This is a genomic window from Streptomyces thermocarboxydus (assembly GCF_024760485.1).
Taxonomy (GTDB): domain Bacteria; phylum Actinomycetota; class Actinomycetes; order Streptomycetales; family Streptomycetaceae; genus Streptomyces; species Streptomyces cellulosae.
On the sequence record NZ_CP058273.1, the window covers coordinates 4541090 to 4558223 of the forward strand.

Annotated in this window: 19 protein-coding genes; 2 read left to right on the forward strand and 17 right to left on the reverse strand. The window is 72.7% G+C overall.

Annotated features, from left to right (window positions below; translation table 11 throughout):
- The 8 genes from AY578_RS21050 to lxmK all read right to left on the reverse strand — a co-directional run.
- Positions 1-452, reverse strand: a 452-nt coding sequence (locus tag AY578_RS21050) for a hypothetical protein (RefSeq protein ID WP_258903958.1), incomplete at its 3' end; no start/stop codon positions are given.
- Entirely contained in the window at positions 449-1063 is a 615-nt protein-coding gene (locus AY578_RS21055; RefSeq protein WP_215048015.1) for a flavoprotein, read from the reverse strand. The genes AY578_RS21055 and AY578_RS21050, both read right to left, overlap by 4 nt.
- Positions 1056-2039, reverse strand: coding sequence for an LLM class flavin-dependent oxidoreductase (locus tag AY578_RS21060; RefSeq protein WP_136238408.1), 984 nt, complete (start codon positions 2037-2039; stop codon positions 1056-1058). Before AY578_RS21060 ends, AY578_RS21055 begins: the two co-directional genes overlap by 8 nt.
- The gene (locus AY578_RS21065; RefSeq protein ID WP_136238409.1) at positions 2036-2911 is read right to left on the reverse strand and encodes an ABC transporter permease; all 876 of its coding nucleotides are present in this window, start codon (positions 2909-2911) and stop codon (positions 2036-2038) included. Before AY578_RS21065 ends, AY578_RS21060 begins: the two co-directional genes overlap by 4 nt.
- Positions 2912-2913: 2 nt before the next feature.
- Positions 2914-3726, reverse strand: coding sequence for an ABC transporter ATP-binding protein (locus AY578_RS21070; RefSeq protein WP_136238410.1), 813 nt, complete (start codon positions 3724-3726; stop codon positions 2914-2916).
- 150 nt (positions 3727-3876) lie between these two features.
- Positions 3877-4215: a helix-turn-helix domain-containing protein gene (locus AY578_RS21075; protein WP_136238411.1), complete on the reverse strand. Its 339-nt coding sequence runs from the start codon at positions 4213-4215 to the stop codon at positions 3877-3879.
- Positions 4216-4217: 2 nt separating this feature from the next.
- The gene (locus tag AY578_RS21080; protein ID WP_136238412.1) at positions 4218-5237 is read right to left on the reverse strand and encodes a T3SS effector HopA1 family protein; all 1020 of its coding nucleotides are present in this window, start codon (positions 5235-5237) and stop codon (positions 4218-4220) included.
- Positions 5234-6358 carry a class V lanthionine synthetase subunit LxmK gene (gene lxmK, locus AY578_RS21085; RefSeq protein ID WP_136238413.1) on the reverse strand — a complete coding sequence of 375 codons (1125 nt, stop codon included), beginning with the start codon at positions 6356-6358 and terminating at the stop codon, positions 5234-5236. The genes AY578_RS21080 and lxmK overlap by 4 nt, the downstream gene beginning before the upstream one ends.
- Before the next feature lie 358 nt (positions 6359-6716).
- Between lxmK and AY578_RS21090 the strand changes: the two genes are divergently transcribed.
- Positions 6717-7376 carry a response regulator transcription factor gene (locus AY578_RS21090; RefSeq protein ID WP_136238414.1) on the forward strand — a complete coding sequence of 220 codons (660 nt, stop codon included), beginning with the start codon at positions 6717-6719 and terminating at the stop codon, positions 7374-7376.
- 54 nt (positions 7377-7430) lie between these two features.
- Here AY578_RS21090 and AY578_RS21095 read toward each other — a convergent pair whose 3' ends face one another.
- The 3 genes from AY578_RS21095 to trhA all read right to left on the reverse strand — a co-directional run bounded on the left by AY578_RS21095 (position 7431) and on the right by trhA (position 9652).
- Positions 7431-8162, reverse strand: coding sequence for a Mut7-C RNAse domain-containing protein (locus AY578_RS21095; RefSeq protein WP_136238415.1), 732 nt, complete (start codon positions 8160-8162; stop codon positions 7431-7433).
- Positions 8163-8209: 47 nt separating this feature from the next.
- Positions 8210-8842, reverse strand: coding sequence for a TetR/AcrR family transcriptional regulator (locus AY578_RS21100; protein WP_136238416.1), 633 nt, complete (start codon positions 8840-8842; stop codon positions 8210-8212).
- Between the two features lie 96 nt (positions 8843-8938).
- The gene (gene trhA, locus AY578_RS21105; RefSeq protein WP_136238417.1) at positions 8939-9652 is read right to left on the reverse strand and encodes a PAQR family membrane homeostasis protein TrhA; all 714 of its coding nucleotides are present in this window, start codon (positions 9650-9652) and stop codon (positions 8939-8941) included.
- A gap of 327 nt (positions 9653-9979) precedes the next feature.
- On the opposite strand from trhA, the gene AY578_RS21110 reads away from it, so the two are divergent.
- Entirely contained in the window at positions 9980-11800 is a 1821-nt protein-coding gene (locus AY578_RS21110; protein WP_136238418.1) for a phosphoenolpyruvate carboxykinase (GTP), read from the forward strand.
- Positions 11801-12093: 293 nt separating this feature from the next.
- Here AY578_RS21110 and AY578_RS21115 read toward each other — a convergent pair whose 3' ends face one another.
- The 6 genes from AY578_RS21115 to AY578_RS21140 form a co-directional block, all read right to left on the reverse strand.
- Positions 12094-12432 (reverse strand): type II toxin-antitoxin system RelB family anti-toxin, encoded by a 339-nt coding sequence (locus AY578_RS21115; RefSeq protein WP_033272245.1) that lies wholly within the window; start codon positions 12430-12432, stop codon positions 12094-12096.
- Positions 12429-12812: a type II toxin-antitoxin system RelE/ParE family toxin gene (locus AY578_RS21120; protein WP_215189438.1), complete on the reverse strand. Its 384-nt coding sequence runs from the start codon at positions 12810-12812 to the stop codon at positions 12429-12431. Before AY578_RS21120 ends, AY578_RS21115 begins: the two co-directional genes overlap by 4 nt.
- Positions 12813-12872: 60 nt before the next feature.
- Positions 12873-14495 (reverse strand): VWA domain-containing protein, encoded by a 1623-nt coding sequence (locus AY578_RS21125; protein WP_258903993.1) that lies wholly within the window; start codon positions 14493-14495, stop codon positions 12873-12875.
- A 7-nt stretch (positions 14496-14502) separates the two neighbouring features.
- The gene (locus AY578_RS21130; protein ID WP_258904000.1) at positions 14503-15702 is read right to left on the reverse strand and encodes an AAA family ATPase; all 1200 of its coding nucleotides are present in this window, start codon (positions 15700-15702) and stop codon (positions 14503-14505) included.
- Positions 15703-15743: 41 nt separating this feature from the next.
- Complete coding sequence (locus AY578_RS21135) at positions 15744-16367, reverse strand: DUF6058 family natural product biosynthesis protein (protein WP_028959642.1); 624 nt, start codon at positions 16365-16367, stop codon at positions 15744-15746.
- Between the two features lie 99 nt (positions 16368-16466).
- On the reverse strand, positions 16467-17093 hold the full coding sequence (locus AY578_RS21140) for a TetR/AcrR family transcriptional regulator (protein WP_136238421.1): 627 nt from the start codon (positions 17091-17093) through the stop codon (positions 16467-16469).
- Positions 17094-17134: the final 41 nt, after the last annotated feature.

Below are 17134 nucleotides of genomic sequence, written 5' to 3' on the forward strand. Positions count from 1 at the left end.
AGCCAGCCGGCCACCCGGGCGGCCCCGGGGGGCCCGCCGGGGGCGGGGGAGCCGGCGAACGCCGTGTGCACCCGCCGCAGGACCGTCCCCACCTGGTGCAGCAGCCGCGGGAGGGCCGCCCAGGCCAGCGGGGCCGCCGCGTGGTTGCCCAGCACATGCCCCAGCGAGTACGGGGCCGGAACCCGGTACTGGCGCCAGGTCCCCGCGCCGTCCGGCCGCCGGTTGTCGAGGTCCGTCGGCCCGGGTGCGCCCAGCACCACCCGGGAGCCGTGCGCGGTCCACGCGCGGGCCGCGTCGGCCACCGCGTCCGGCACGGGCGTGAACGGGCAGGGCCGTGCGTGCCCTGGCCTCCGGCACCAGAGGTAGCCGCGCTCCGCCGTCAGGACCCGGGTGGCCAGGTAGCCGGTGCCGAACTCGGCGACGACCCGGCCCGGCACGGCCGGCGCGGTCACGACGGTGTCTCCCGCCCGGCCCGCAGCCTCTCCGCCGCCGCGATGACCGAGGGCATCGGCGCGCTGAGCGCGGCGTCCCGGCGGCCCGTGGTGGTGCTCAGACCCGGGACCGGCGGAACCACGGTGACGTGCGGCATCTCCTCCAGCGCCGCGCACGCCCTGCGGTACGCCCAGGAGGTGAGACCCCCGGGAGGCAGCGAGGGCGCGACCGCCACCGGAGCCGTGGTGCACTGCAGGGCGAGCACGGCGGGACTGTCCGCGAGGCCTCCGGCCAGGCGGGAGCAGAAGTTGAGGGTCGCCGGGGCGACCACGAACGTGTCGGCCCACTCGGCCAGTTCGACGTGCGGGGCATGCGCGGCCGGTTCCTCCGGCCACTCGTCCGGCTCGGCCACGGTGCCGCTGATGGACGTCAGTGCCTGCCGGGTGACGAACCGTCCGGCCGACCGGGTGGTCAGCACGCGCAGGCTCGTCTCCGGGTACCCGGTGCGCAGCCAGTTCAGCCAGAACGGGGTGTGCGCCGCGCTGAGCGCACCGGTCACCACCAGGACGAGCCGGCGGCCCGTGAACACCGGGATCTCGCCCAGCTCGGGATGGGACCGCAGGTCAGTCATCGGCGGCGACCGCTTCCAGAATCTCGCCGAGGTCCTCCAGTGCCGCCCGGGACCCCTCGGTGAGGTAGACCCCGCAGACGTTCAGCACGATCTCGTCCACGCCGGCGTCACGGTGGGCGCGGACCACCTTGGCGACGTCCTGGGCGGTGCCGGTCGCGAACACCTGCTGCTCGATCAGCGCCTCGGCGCCCTTCACAGGCTCCCGGGCGTCCACCGGCACCCCGGCCCGCCGCAGCATGTCCGTGTAGTGCTCCGACGCCAGGTGGGGGCCGGTCGCCGTGAACACGGTGCGGCGCATGTTGCGGCCCGGCCGGTCCAGTGCGGCGTGCAGGATCGACACCACCCGCGGCAGCCGGGTGCGCCCGGCCTGCTCGGCCCCCTCCGTCATGGCGGGCACCAGGGTGTCCCCGATGTACCAGTGCGGGGTGAGCCAGGTGATGGCCGCGTCGCCGACCTCGCCCACGGTCCGCGCCATGCCGGCCCGCAGCACGCCCAGTCCGACCTCGACGGCCGGCGCGGGCACATGCATGAAAGGGGCGCCGGAGGTGAAGTACTCGCCCTCGTGCGCCACCTTCTCGCTGTCCAGGAGGCGCCGTACGACCGACACGTACTCCTTCATGGCGCGCAGCGGCTTCGGGTACCGCTCGCCGCGCAGCTGCTGCTGGAAACCGACCGGTCCGGGACCAAAACCCGCGACGTACGGGGCGCCCGAGAGGGCGCTGATCGAGCGGGCCTCGACCGCGGCCTGGTAGGGGTGGCGCAGAACGGTCAGCGCCACGCTGGTGCCGAGGGCCACCCCCGGCACCCGGGCGGCGAACGCCGCCAGCGCGAGGTGCGTCTCGACGCGCAGCGACTGGCCGAGCCACATCCGGCGGACTCCGGCGTCGCGGGCGAACGTGCCGATCTCCACCATCGGTTCCAGCGCGTCCGGCTGGATCGGGAAGATCGCGGAAATGTGCTTCAGGGTTCGGCTCATGCCGGGGCCTCGGTTCTCTGGGGTCGGGTACCGGTCGCGCGACGGGTCATCCGGCGCAGGACGCGCGGGGCGACGAGGAAGCCCATCAGGGCCCAGGCGCCGTTGATCGCGTAGACCTTGGACAGCTCCCACGTGGCGGACGTCTCCGCGCTGAGCGCCGAGTCCGGCAGGAGCGCGGCCCGCACGCCCTGCGCGGTCCACTTCAGGGGGAAGGCCTGGACGGCGTCCTGGACGGCTCCGGGCAGCGCGGAGACCGGGAAGTAGATGCCCGAGAACACCATCAGGGCCAGCATCGGGATCATCAGGAAGCCGAGCGCCTCGCGGGCGTTGGGCAGGACGGCGCCGAGCACCGCGCCGAAGGGCACGAGGGCGAGCAGCCCGACGGCGGGCACGGACAGCAGGATCAGCCAGTGGCGTGCGTCGGCCGGCGCCGACGAGCCGACCACCAGGACGCCCGCCGCCAGGGTGAGGGCGCCGCCGCCCACCGCGGTCACCGCCACCACCACGGTTTTCGCCACCAGGTAGACGGGGATGCCGTGCGGCACGGCCCGCATGCGCAGCAGCGTGCCGTCCTCGCGCTCCACCGCCAGGGTCTGGGTGAGTGACAGAAGCCCGGCCTGGACGACCATGGTGGTGACGCCGCCCGCCACGAGCAATTCCGCCATCGGCACGTCCGAGCCGGGGATGTCGCCGTCCAGGAGCATGCTCAGCACGACGAACAGCAGCGGCGTGCTCAGCAGGCTGAACGCCTCGCGCGGGGTGCGCAGCATCTGCCGCATCTCCAGCAGCCCGCGCCGCACCCCGACGGCCAGGACCCGCCGCAACGGGAAGGAGCCTGCTCCGGGCCGGTGGGTGGTCGGTGTCCCGGTCATGATCAGGCCTCCGCTTCCGCGACCATGCGCAGGTAGATGTCCTCCAGCGTGGGCCGGTGCACCTCGAGTCCCGGGACCGGCCCGTCGAACTTCTGGTGCAGCTCCCACACGAGCCGGGAAGGGTCCTCGGAGGTCACCTCACGCCGCTCGTCGTCCTCCAGCCACACCACCCGGGCCTGTGCCCGGGCGTCCTCCGCGAGCTGCGCGTTGGTGCCGAACGCGGCGATACGGCCGTCGATCAGGACCGCGGTGCGGTCGGACAGGCGCTCCGCCTCGTGCAGATCGTGGGTGGTCAGCACGATGGTCATGCCGCCCTCCTTCAGCCGTTCGATGAGCTCGTGGAACTCGCGCCGGACCACCGGGTCGAAACCGGCCGTCGGCTCGTCGAGGAAGAGCAGGAGGGGGTCGCCGATGATGCCCAGGGCGACGTCCAGCCGTCGCCGCTGCCCGCCGGACAGGCGCCCGCAGGTCTGGTCGGCCTGCTCCGTCAGACCCAGGGTGTCCAGCGTCTCCGCCACCGGGCGGGGCGCGGGATGGCACGAGGCCACGTGTTCCAGCAACTCGCCCACGCGCCAGCGGGCGTGGTCGCGCCACGACTGCAGCACCACGCCGATGCCGGCGCGCCACCCCTCGTCCGCGTGCGCGGGGTCCTCGCCCAGCACCTCCACGTGGCCGCCCGTCGGTGTCCGGAAGCCCTCGAGGATCTCCACGGTGGTGGTCTTGCCCGCCCCGTTGGGGCCGAGCAGGGCCAGCACCTCGCCGTGCCGGACCGTCAGGTCGATGCCGCGCAGGACCTCCCGCCGTCCGTACCGCATGGTCAGTCCTCGTACGGTGATCGCCGGTGCCCCGGCATCACTCGGACCGTGCATTGTTCTGCCCCTCCTGGGCTCTGTGCCTCTGCAAGTGCCGGGTGTAGGTCCGGCGCGGGATCCCGAAGATCACGCAGAACCTCGAAACCGGGATCCCTAGTTCCGTTCGTATTGCTTCGAGGACCTCGAAGGGACCTGCCGGTAGTCCCCGGTGCGGCGCCACGCCATGACCTCGACGTACGCCTCGCCGAGCGCCTGCTTCAGCTTGTGCACCTCGGCGACGAGGGCCGCCTCCCGCTGTTCCGTGGAGGACGGCGCGGACCGGCCGGCCAGCGCGGCGCTCCCCCCTTCGAGGAACTGGCGGCGCCAGTTGGCGATGGACTGCTCCGAGACCCGGGCGGCGCGGGCCGCCTCGGAGACCGTGCACTCCTTCGCGAGCACGGACAGCACCAGACGCGTCTTCTCCCTGGCGGGCAGGGCCGGCGGACGGGGCATCCCTACACCTCCTCGGGCGCGCCGGCGTACGGCTGCCTCAGGCTCCGCGCGGGGTGGGCGGGGTCCACGCCCGCGTCACGGAGCGCGGCGGCCACGGCCGCGGCGGCCGTCGGGTGCTCCGGGGCCAGGCGGTGGCCGATCAGACCTTCGGCCACGGCTGCCGAACGGTGCTCGCCGAAGCTCAGGTGGCGGCGGCCCGGCCGCTCGTCGTCCGGCTCCCACGCCACGGCGAACCCGGGGGCCAGCCGGTGGGTGAAGGGTGACGTCTCCTCGCCCAGGCCCGGCACGTCCACGACTGCCTCGCGCACCGTGTTCACGGCGTGCAGTGCCTGCGCGCCCAGGTACACCACCAGGGCGTCGCGCCGCGGGTACAGCAGCCGCGACGAACTGATCTTGGCGCGGTAGGGGACACCGGCCGCCTCCAGCGCGCCCAGGACCTTCCCCCACACGGCCGGGGCGTAGGAGCTGTGCGTGACGTGGGTGTACAGCCGCAGCACCGCCCCGCCGGCCGGACGGCCGCGCGACCCGTCGGCGAGGAAGAAGCCTGGCGACAGCGCGGGCCGTACCGCGGGGACGACGATGTCGGCCCACTCCTCGGCCCCGGCCGCGGCGCGCCCGGCGGCAGTCCGCAGTGCGCCGGACGGATCGCTCGCCGTGTCCGGCAGCCGGACCCGCACCCCGTCCAGTTCGACCACCGGCAGTCCGTCCTCCAGACCGCACAGACGGGCCCGGCACGGAGTCGTCGCGTGCGGTGTCGCGTCGTGCAGCAGCCGCTCGAACTCCGGGTCGCGCAGGGTCCGCGGCATCTTCTCGTCCCGCTCGGGACGGCCGGCGTGCAGGTTCTCGTAGATCAGCACTGCCAGCCGGTCCTTGAGCCCCCGCCGGCTGTCCACTGTGATCTCGTTGTCTCCGATGCGGGCGGACAGCCCGTCGTCGGCGACGTGCACCGTGGTGAGGGCGTCGGCCAGCCGCGGGTCGAGCCCGCCGGCCGACGGGCGGGGGTCCGTCCGAAGGGCCGTCATCTGTTCTCCTCCAGTCCCAGGGCGCCCACGAAGTTCTGCGGGGCGAGCAGCGCCGTGCGTCCGATGCCCATGGCCGCGCGAGTGACGGCCGGAAGCCTGCTGCCGCGGGCCGCCGTGGCCATCGCGCGGTCGATCATGTGCCAGCCGGCGAACGCGGTGGCGCGGGCGGCCAGCCCGGGATCGCCGGTGGTGCGTACGGAGCGGTAGGCGGACCAGAACGCACGGATGAGGGGGCGCACCCGGTCCATCTCGCGGACCCCTCGCGCCACGATCTCCTCGTGGGTCGGCTCGTGCACGGCCAGCACGTCGGGGTCGTCCGCGGAGCCGCGGCCCACGATGCCGGTGACGGCCCGGTACAGCCACTCGCCGGCGAGGGAGCCGATGTCCCGTGCCGCGTCGCACTTGCGGAACTCCTCCCCGTCGGTGAGGTGGAGAGCGCCGTCGGCCAGCAGGAACTGGTCGAACCGCAGGTCGCAGTGGGCGGGCACGCGGGGCGCGGCCTCCTCCGCGGCGCGCAGCCCGGCCAGGGCGGCGGCGAGTTCCGCGTCGCGGTGCAGGATGCCCCAGAGCGTCACCTCGGCGAAGGTCAGTCCCAGGAAGCCGGCCAGGGGCAGCGCGCGCAGCAGACCGAGGTTCGGGAACGGGAACGGCGTGTCGTCCAGCGGGGGGTGCGCCTTCCCGGCGTCGAGTTCGTGCAGCAGTCCGGTCGCGCGGCCGGCCCTGGCGGCCAGTCCGGCGTCCAGGTCGTCGTCGGCGGCCAGTTCCGCGAACGTGCGGGCGCCTTCCAGCAGGCGGAAGACGAGGACCCGTGACTCCTCGTCGTACCCGATGAGTTCAGGCGTCGCCAGATCGGGTGAGCCGAGGCCGGTCACGAGGGTGGCGAAGGACCGGGAGCGGGCCATGCGCAGCGCCGCGTCCTCGGGACCGCCGTCCAGGGAGACCCGCTTGACGAACACGCCCGCTCCGGTCGACGTGGTCCCCGCCCAGTTCTCGTTGCGCCCGAAGAGCGACTCGACCTCCTCGGTCTTCAGCCGGCCGACACCGAGCTGCCCGAGGAGTGCGTTCACTGCGGGCACCACCTCCAGGTCGGACGGTGTGAACGTCGTTCGCTGCGCCTGCACTTGATCCCCCTGAACATGGCCGTTCCGTGACGTCGCCGAGCGATCATGCACGGGGATGGCCTGAACTCACATCGGCCGGGCGGCGGTAGTGAGACCCGCCGACCGGCGGGGGTGCACCCGGGGCGCACCGGGCACGGACGTCAGGGGGGTGGCGGAAAATCAGGTTGATGCGGGTGCTGGGCATTTGTACGACGCATTTTGTGAACGGGACCTCAGATCCGCCTCAACTCTGCAGCACACGCGTGCAAATGCATGTAGTCGTCATTCAGTATGGAAGGGGCAGTTCCACGACCCAGCGGATCAGTTACGAGCGGGGGAGCGGTACGTGATCGGTGTAGTGGTGTCGCACGACGATCGCTTGGCCAGGGCAGGTTTGGCAGCGATCCTGGACGAGGCGTCGGACCTGAACGTCATGGACGTGTGCGGTGGTGACGAGGTCACCGCCGCGGTGCGCCGGTGGGCCCCGGAGGTCCTCGTCGCGGCTCTCCCCGCCTCGTCCGACCGTGTCACCTTGATGATGGGTGCCTTACAGAACCTGGGATGCCCGCCGAAGACGGTGCTGCTCATCCCCGACACCGAGGGGCACGTCGCGTGCGAGGCCCTGCGCGGCGGGGCCGCGGCCGTCCTGTGTCCCGACGGGGACCCCGAGACGCTGCGGAACACGATCAGCGCGGTCGCGGCGGGCAATCGCGTCTTCACCTCGACCGCCATCGCCTCGCTCGTGGGCGCGCTGGACCGCGCGGCGCTCCCGCCGGACGTCCACGCTCGGGCCAAGGCCCTGACCGCACGGGAGGCGGAGGTGTGCACCATGCTCGCTGCCGGCTTGTCCAACGCCGAGATCGGCCGCTCACTGCTCCTCAGCCCGGCCACGATCAAGGACCACCTCAGTGTCATCTACGGCAAACTCGGCACCCGCAACCGGGTGGAGACCGCGGTCCTCGCCGACCGTCTCGGCCTGAGCGGGTGTGGGCCCGCCGTGGGCACGGTCGAGCGGTACCGGCAGGCCGCCGCCTCCTGACCCGGCGGACGTAAGGCAGGCAATAGAGGGTCCCGAGCCCCGGGGAGCCGTGGGTCAGCGGCGGCCGGAGCGTGACGCCACCGCCCGCTCCACGATCGCCTCAAGCTGCTCGTGATGCGCGCCCTTCCAGTACGCGCGCCCGCAGTCAGCGCACTGGGCGAACACGTCGTACGTGCGGTGCGTGCCCTCCTTGAGCTGGTCGGCGACGTCCTCCTTGCCGGCCGCGCGCAGCAGCCCGTTGCACGCGGTGCAGCGGGTCCACGGCCGCAGCTCGGGGTCGAAGCGGTCCAGGACGTACGCCAGCTGCTCCTCGGGGCGCGTGCTGTAGACGAACGCGCCCGCCCACAGCTCGCGGCGGCGCAGCAGGCCGCGGTCGCGGCTGAGCATGACCCGCTTCTCGGCGGCCGAGCGCGCGGCCAGCGCAGGGTCGCCGATGTCCGTCGACTCGTACGCCGTGTCCACGCCCAGCAGCCGCAGCCGGCGGGCGAGGGTGCCGAGGTGGACGTCGAGCAGGAAACGCAGGGGAGCGCCGGGCACCCGCTGCGGATGCGTGTGGGGGCGGACGGTCACCGACTCGCCGGCGGCGGGCACGTGTGCGGTGGGCACCTCGCGGCCGTTCACCAGCAGGGTGCCGACCTCGGTCAGCGGGACGCCGAGCGACTCGACGACGTGCCCGAGGCTGGAGAAGCCGTCGGTGGCCGTCCTGAGGCTGCCCGTGGCGCGCGCCTGGGGGACGAAGACGAGCAGCTCGGGGGCGAACTCGACGTGGATCTCGGGACCGTTCACCCGGTCAGGATGGCACGACCGGGGCGCCGTGCCCCGGCTTTTTCGCCTCAGCCCTTTCCGGTGGGCAGGCCGTGCTCGATCACGTCGAGCGCCCGGTCGGCGAGGTCGGCGTAGTCCTCCCGGTGGCCGTGCTCGGCCCAGTACATCGTGGCCTCCAGCAGCCCGCCGACCAGGGCCGTCGCGTGCACCCGCACCTCCAGCCCCTCCGGGTCGAGCCCGGTGCGCGCGGCAATGGCCTCGGCGAGCGTCCGACCGACACCCGTGACGGTCTCCCGCATCCGCGCGCGGACCGCGGGGACCTCCCGCATCAGCCGGGCGCGCAGCGCGGTGACCTCCGGCTGCTCGGTCATGGCCAGGCGGACGGCCTTGCGGATCACGTACCGGACGGAGTCGGTCCAGGGCTCGTCGGCGGGGCGTGCGGCGAGTTCGGCGAGCAGCGGCTCGTCGTACTCGTCGGTGACGACGATGTCCTCCTTGGCGGGGAAGTAGCGGAAGACGGTCGACGGGGACACCTCGGCGCGCTCGGCGATCTGCTCGATCGTCGTCGCGCCGTACCCCTGCTGCTCGACCAGCGCGTAGGCGGCCGTGCGGATGGCCTCCCTCGTCCTGATCTTCTTCCGTTCGCGCAGTCCGGGGCGCGGCGGGGCGTCCGGAGTGAGGGGGGATCGTGCGGCCGTCATGACGTTCATTGTCGGGGACGGGCCGATGGGTGAGGGCACGGAAAAGGCCGCGGCGTCGAAGCCGCGGCCTGTACCGCGTGGGTCCCCGGGGGCCTCCTAGGCGTGCTGGTACGCCACCAGCGAGATCCCCACGTAGTGGGCGATGAAGGCGGCCAGCGTGAAGGAGTGGAACACCTCGTGGAAGCCGAACCAGCGGGGCGAGGGGTTGGGCTTCTTGATGCCGTAGACGATGCCGCCGGCGCTGTAGAGCAGGCCGCCGGCCACGACCAGGACGAGGACGGCGATGCCGCCGTTGCGCATGAAGTCGGGCAGGTAGAACACCGCGGCCCAGCCCATGGCGATGTAGCACGGCGTGTAGAGCCAGCGCGGGGCGCCGACCCAGAACACGCGGAAGATGATCCCGGCGGCAGCCGCGGCCCAGATGCCCCACAGCAGCCACCGGCCCTTGGAGTCGGGCAGCAGCAGGATCGTCAGCGGGGTGTAGGTGCCCGCGATGATCAGGAAGATGTTGGCGTGGTCGAGGCGGCGCAGCACCCCGTCCATGCGGGGGCTCCAGTTGCCCCGGTGGTACAGCGCGCTCACGCCGAACAGCAGGCAGGCGGTCAGGGCGTACACACCGCAGGCGAGGCGGGCCCGGGGGGAGTCGGCGAACGCGGTGAGGGCGAGTCCGGCGACCAGCGCTGCCGGGAACATGCCGAGGTGGAGCCAGCCGCGGAGCTTCGGCTTCACGGGGTGGGGCAGAGAGGTCGCCACCGGGCCCCGGCCTTCGGCCTGCGGGTCCTTGGGCGTATCGGGGGCGAACGCAGTCATGTTCGCATGGTACCTACGGGACCGTAAGTTACACCTCTGAGTGTCCTGTTGGGCCGCGCGAAGTGGCCATCGTCTCACGACGGCCCGCGCGGGCCGTCACGCAAAGAATCGGTTTCGTTCGCTCAACGTACGCGTAAAGCCGCACGACAACCGTGGTCAGTGTCACGTTGCTCACCTGTGCGGCCCTCTGGACAGATGGGCGCGCGCATCGGATGATCAAATGAGTGCGGTCGACACCGGATGAGCGCCAGAGTCACCACTTTTCGCATCCGGGTCGCAGCCCCCACGGGGCCTCCAACCACAAAAACCCCTCATTTAGGAGCACACGTGGCGCGCGACATCGAGGAACCCGGCGTCCCCACCACCCATCAGGGACTGATCTCCTGGGTCAACGAGATCGCAGAGCTGACGCAGCCGGACCGCGTGGTCTGGTGCGACGGTTCGGAAGCCGAGTACGAGCGCCTGTGCGAGGAGCTCGTCGCCAAGGGCACGTTCACGAGACTCGACCCCGTCAAGCGCCCCAACTCCTACTACGCCGCCTCCGACCCGACCGACGTCGCCCGCGTCGAGGACCGGACGTTCATCTGCTCCGAGAAGGAGGAGGACGCCGGCCCGACCAACCACTGGAAGGCCCCCGCCGAGATGCGGGAGATCTTCCAGGGCGAGAAGGGCGTCTTCCGCGGCTCCATGCGCGGCCGCACCATGTACGTCGTCCCGTTCTGCATGGGCCCGCTCGGCTCGCCGCTGTCCGCGCTCGGCGTGGAGATCACCGACTCCGCGTACGTCGCCGTGTCCATGCGCACCATGACCCGCATGGGGCAGCCCGTCCTCGACGAGCTCGGCTCCGACGGCTTCTTCGTCAAGGCCGTGCACTCCGTCGGCGCCCCGCTGGAGCCCGGTCAGGAGGACGTCCCCTGGCCCTGCAACCAGACCAAGTACATCTCGCACTTCCCCGAGGACCGCGAGATCTGGTCCTACGGCTCCGGCTACGGCGGCAACGCCCTGCTCGGCAAGAAGTGCTACGCCCTGCGCATCGCGTCCGTCATGGCCCGCGACGAGGGCTGGCTCGCCGAGCACATGCTCATCCTGAAGCTCACCCCGCCCACCGGTGAGTCGAAGTACGTCGCCGCCGCCTTCCCGTCGGCCTGCGGCAAGACCAACCTCGCCATGCTGGAGCCGACGATCTCCGGCTGGACCGTCGAGACCATCGGCGACGACATCGCCTGGATGCGCTTCGGCGAGGACGGCCGCCTCTACGCGATCAACCCCGAGGCCGGTTTCTTCGGCGTCGCGCCCGGTACCGGCGAGCACACCAACGCCAACGCCATGAAGACCCTGTGGGGCAACGCGGTCTTCACCAACGTCGCCCTCACCGACGACGGCGACGTCTGGTGGGAGGGCATGACGGAGGAGACCCCCGCGCACCTCACCGACTGGAAGGGCAACGACTGGACCCCCGAGTCGGGGACCCCGGCCGCCCACCCCAACGCCCGCTTCACGGTGCCCGCGTCGCAGTGCCCGATCATCGCGCCCGAGTGGGAGGACCCCAAGGGCGTGCCGATCTCCGCGATCCTCTTCGGCGGGCGCCGCGCCACGGCCGTACCGCTGGTGACGGAGTCCTTCGACTGGAACCACGGCGTCTTCCTCGGCGCCAACGTGGCCTCCGAGAAGACGGCCGCCGCCGAGGGCAAGGTCGGCGAGCTGCGCCGCGACCCCTTCGCCATGCTGCCGTTCTGCGGCTACAACATGGGCGACTACATGGCCCACTGGATCGACGTGGCGAAGGACAAGGACCAGTCCAAGCTGCCGAAGATCTACTACGTCAACTGGTTCCGCAAGAACGACGAGGGCACGTTCGTCTGGCCCGGCTTCGGCGAGAACTCCCGCGTCCTGAAGTGGATCGTGGAGCGCCTGGAGGGCAAGGCGGAGGGCGTCGAGACCCCGATCGGCGTGCTGCCGACGAAGGACGCCCTCGACACGGACGGCCTCGGCCTCTCCGACCGCGACCTGGACTTCCTGCTCACCGTGGACAAGGAGGTGTGGCGCGAGGAGGCCGCCCTGGTCCCCGAGCACCTCAACACCTTCGGCGACCACACCCCGAAGGAGCTGTGGGACCAGCACCGGGCGCTCGTGGAGCGCCTGGGCTGACCACGCCCGCACAGACCCCGCGGCCGGCCGGTATGAGGATGCCCTGACCAGCGATCGTCACGCCACGGCCGGCCGCGGAACACACCGGCGGGGCCCCGCACAACGGCGTGCGGGGTACCGGTCCCGGCGCCGCCCCTCCCGTCCGCCCCGACGGGAACCCGCGGCCCCGGGCCCGCCCCCGCCTGATTCGGCACGGCCCGCCCAGGGGCTCACGAACGTGCCGAGACCCGACGGACGCCCCGGTCTTCTCAGGCCGGGGCGTCCGGCTGTGCGTGCGCTTTCGCGACGGGCGCTCAGGCCGCGTGATCGTGCGCGGTGAAGGTCACGCGTGTGTCGTCGTCGTCCAGGGCGATGTTCAGCGTCGCGTCGAGTGCCGTCGCCAGCTTGGCGAGCAGCGGCAGCGTCGGGACGGTGTCGGACCCCTCGATCCGGGAGATCTTCGCCTGGGTGAGACCCGCACGGTCGGCCAGCTCGGTCTGGGTCAGCCCGAGTTCGGCCCGACGGTCGTAGACGGCCTTCGCGAGCGCCATGGACAGCCGGATCTCGCGGCGGGCCTCGGCCACGTCCTCCGGCTCGGTCAGACCCTCGGCCAGCTTCCGCTCCCGCAAGCTTTTCCAGCGGCTGTGGCTCATTGCCTCACCTCTCCCTCACCGACGGTTCGGATGGATTCATCGTGCGCCGGTTCGTGTTCCGCCTCGCACACCTTCTGAGCGAGTTTCGCGCGCCTGACTTCCGCGTCCTCCCGCATTCTCGTCTTGCGGAAGACGGTCAGGAGGACCGCGGTGCGCTGCGGTGTCAACCAGTAGGTGACTCGTATGGCAGCGCCGTCGAGCGTCGGACGCAGCTCTCGGACGCCGTCGCCGAGATAGCGGGCATAGGGCTCGCCCAGCTCGGCGCCTTGCTCGGCCAGCAGACCGACGTATTCGTCGATCTTGAGGAAGTGCTTGGCCGGCAGGGTGTCGAGCCAGTCGCGCACCTCGGGTTCCAGCTCGATGGTGAACAGTCCATCCACGCCGTCGCGCTATATGTCGTGAACGACATACGCAACGCGCGGCAGCGCACCGGCGCGTTCTCAGATCACGCGGAACAGATCCGCCGTCGTGTGGACGTCCGTCAGGTCGTCGACCGTGCGGAGGTTGTCGCAGAGGGACTCCAGGACCGAGCCGGAGGCGGTGGCCGTGTCCGGGGTGGCGATGGCGATGCCGAAGAGGCGGAAGTCCAGGCGGCGTTTGATCTCGTTCCACAGGCGGGTCCAGTTCTCCGAGACCTCGCAGGCGTCGTCGGTGATCAGGACGATGTCGCCGCGGGCGCGGGACGCCGTGTCGAACTCCTCCTCCAGAATCTTCGCGGCCGTGCCCAGCGGGCGCTGGAAGTCCGTGCCGCCGCCGAGGAACGTCTCCGCGAAGTCCAGGACGTCCGAGACCGGTGCGGGCCGGTCGCCCGGGAAGCGGAACACCTGGAGCTTGTCGGCGGCGGAGAAGAGGATGCCCACGAAGTCCCGGCCCGCGTGACGCGCCTGGTCAAGCAGCGCCAGCGCGCACGCCTTCGACCACGCCTCCCGGGTGACCCCGCCCGGCCCCTCCGCGTACATGGAGTGCGACGTGTCCACGCACGCGATCACCGCGCCCTTGCCGGTGCCCTGCTCGCCCCGGCTGTCGTACAGCATCAGCTCCCCGGCGGCGTACCGCGCGGCGAACACCGCGCGCAGTTCCGGGACGCCGAGGACCGCCAGCTCGGAGGGGATGACCCGGGAGAGGTCGTCGCCGAGGGTGACGCCGACCAGCTCACCGGTGGCGTGCTCCACCTTGCGGGCGCGTTCCCCGGCCGCCATCTGCCGGAAGCGGCCGATCAGTTCGGCCCACCGCGCGAGCCGCCCGGAGCGCAGCCGCTCGGCGAGGCGGGCCCGCTCCGCGAACGGCATCCGTTCCGTCTCGCCCGCGTCCACGCCCCACGCCCGCATCAGCGCCGCCTCCTGCCGGACCGCCTCGGCGGCGGCCGACGCCGCGTTCCGGGCGGCGGACCGGATGCCGGGGACCGCCGCCGCCATCGCCTGCGCGGCGGCGCCGTCCTCCCGCCGGGCGCTCTCCTCGGCCTCGCGAGCCGCCTCGGCCGCCCGGCGTACCGCGGTGGCGGCCGGCGCGGGCACCTCCCCCTGCTCGTCGGCCTCCTCGGCGGCCTGCCGCAGCGCCTCGCCCACGGCGGCCGCGGCGGCCTCCGCCTCCTGCCGGGCCCTGTCCGCCCGCCCGGTCCGCTCCCGCGCCTCCCGCGACCGCTCCAGCAGCCCCCGCAGCGTGGACGCCTGGGCGAGTACGGCCATGGCGGCGGCGTAGGCGTCGCCCGCCGTCTCCCGGCGCAGGGCGGCGAAGTCGGGAGACTGGGTCAGCGCGGTCACCACCTGATGGTGGACCAGGTGGGACGGCGCCATCACCGTGCGGTCCCTCATGCGCGGGGCGGCCTGGTACGCGCACAGGAACACGTCCGCCAGCAGGTCGGGCGCGTGCGCGTGCCGGGTGAGGAGCTGCGCGGACAGCTCACGGAGCGCCGCCGACTGCGCGTACACGTCGCGCCACGCGACCCGGTCGTACGGGCCCGCCACCACGGCCGTCGTGTGCCGTTGGGCGGGGGCGGCGGACAGGGCCAGCCACCGGCCGGCCTGCTGCGTGAGCGCGTCGAGCCGCTCGGTCTCCTCGTCCATGCGCGCCTCAGAGCTGCGTCGGCACCATGGACGCGTCCACGCCCAGCGCCTCGGTCAGCACCCGGGCGCGGACCGCGCGCTGGCGGCCGGTCACCCGGTCGATGGTCGCCGTGGACCGTCCCGCGCCCGCCGCCTCCTCCCGCAGCCGCTCCAGCCGCTTGCCCGCCATCGCCAGCTTGTGGTGCGCGTTCTTGATGACCCACTCGCTCAGCGCCTCCCGCGACTGCCCGGCCATCGCGTCGAGCTGCGCCTCCAGCTCCTCGATCACGTCGGCGAGGTCGAGCGCCTCCCGGGCGTCGGGGTTGACCAGGTTCAGCACCTCCCGCTCCACGACGGGGCGCTGGGCGGGGGAGTCCCACAGCACATGGGTCAGCACGGACAGGTCGGTCTCCGCGACCTCCGTCCGCCCGTCCAGGTACGCGGACGCCTGGAGCAGCCCGACCGCCTGCCGCCACCGCCGGTCGGAGGCGACGAGCTCCTTGCGGCGCAGGGCGGCCCGCAGCGTCACCACCGCGTCCACGATCGCGTCGGGCACCTCCACGGCCGGGACGCCCTCGGTCACCGCCTGCTGGAGCGCGGCCAGTTCGAGGGTGGTGCGCGGTGCGGGGTCGGCGGGGCGCCCGACGGCGGACCGTACGAGCGCGGCGAAGTTGGACGGGTCCTCCAGGTAGCCGACCTCGATCCGCACCAGCAGCCGGTCGTAGATCGCGGCCGAGTCCTCTCCGTCGGGCAGCTCGTTGCTCGCGGTGATCGCGCCGATCAGCGGGCAGCGGATGGGGGCGCCGCCGTTCTCGGGGTGGTAGATCCGCTCGTTGAGATAGCCGAGCGTCTCGTTGAGCGCGGCGGTCGAGCACTTGAAGATCTCGTCGATGAAGGCGACGTGCGCGGTGGTCGCGCGCCCGTCGTACACCTGCCGGTACTCGCCCCGCGCCAGCGCGGCCACGTCGATCGGCCCGAACATCCGCGTCGGCGCGGTGAACTTCGACAGCAGGATCTCCCAGTACGCGGCCCCGTCGATCCGCCCCGTCAGCTCCCGCGCCAGCTCCGACTTCGCCGTGCCGGGCGGCCCCAGCACCAGCGAGTGCTGCCCGGCCAGCAGCGTCACCACCAGCGTCCGTACGACGTCGTCCCGCTCGAAGAAGCGGTCCGACAGCTCCGCGCAGACCGCCCGCAGCCGCCGCGCCGTGTCCTGCGCGTCCCCCGCCATGCCGTGTCCCTCCCCGTCCCCGGCCCCCGGGGCGTCTTCGGTCACCCGTGCGGCCCAACGCTACCTACGCCCCGGCCGTCCGGGCGCGGGAATCGGGCGCGGACCGCGTCGATGCAGGTGTCGCGGGAGGTGGGTCCGCCGAAGCGGAGGCGGTCGTAGGCCGTGAACGCCGGTTCCAGGGCGTCGAGCTCGTCGACCAAGGCGTGCAGGTGCGCAGAATCGGTGTCGGGATCGTCGAGTGCGGCGCCGATCGCGGCCGTCAGCCGGTCCTTCCGCCGGATCGTGGCAGGGGTCACCGAGTGCAGACACACGTACTGTCCGCTGAGGTACGCGTTCCACTCTGCTTTCCCGGTGACCGGGTCGGCCCAGTGGGCGGTGAACCAGGTTTCCAGCAGGTCGACACCGCCGGCCTCGTCGGCGAGCGCGAACAGGTCGGCCGGCACCATCTCGGCGCCGTCGGACCGCAGATAGCCGGGGAGCGGGAGACACCCGTCCAGCATCAGCCGGCGCACGGCGTCGGGGTGGTGGCCCTGTGCCGCGCACAGCTCCTCCAGCACGACGAACTGCGCGGTGACGTACGCGTCGTCCGCGGCGGTCATCGGATGGTCCCCGTTGACCTCCCGGAACCGCTCGGCAAGCTGCTGCTTCAGGTCCGCCTCCGGCACGGGGCGCCTCCTGCGTCTGGGCGCGGGCGTCTCCCGCGCGGGACTCCGCACGCTACGGGCCGGACGGTTCGGCGCTCACCGAACGGTGGACGGAGTCCCTCACGTGGACAGACGGGGCGCCGGCGGCAGCGGAGTCGCCGCCTCCGGCGCCGGTGTCGCGCGGAACGCCTCGACGACGTAGGCCGCGTAACGGCGGGAGGCGGCGACCCGTGCCTCGCGGGGCGTGTCCTGGAGGCCCCGGTGGGCCATCAGGACCAGTACCAGGTCGTCGACCACGAAGTCCGGCCGCAGCCGGCCCGTCTCCCGCGCCCGCCGCGCGAGTTCCGCCACCGCGCGCAGCGTCCGCTCCCGGTCCGCCGTGAAGTCCATCGCCTCAGGGAACGCGGTCATGAACGCGTCCGCGAACCCCGCGCTGTGGGCGTGCAATTCACAGATCCGCTCGATCACGGTGCGGAACCCGTGCCACGGGTCCGGGTCCGCGAGGGCGTCCCTGACCGCCGTACGGCAGGCCCGCCGCTGTTCGGCGAAGGTCTCCGCGAGGAGGTCCCGCTTGGCCGGGAAGTGCCGGTACAGCGTGGCGGGGCCGACCCCCGCGCGCCGCGCGACCTCTCGCATCGGCGCGCCCAGCCCCTCCTCGCCGAACACCGCGCGTGCCGCCTCCAGGATGCGGGCGCGGTTGTCGCGGGCGTCGGAGCGGACGGGGTGGTGAGGCACTTCGGTGGTCATCGTCTCTCACTTCGGTCGAGCGGACGGGGGCGTCCGTTACG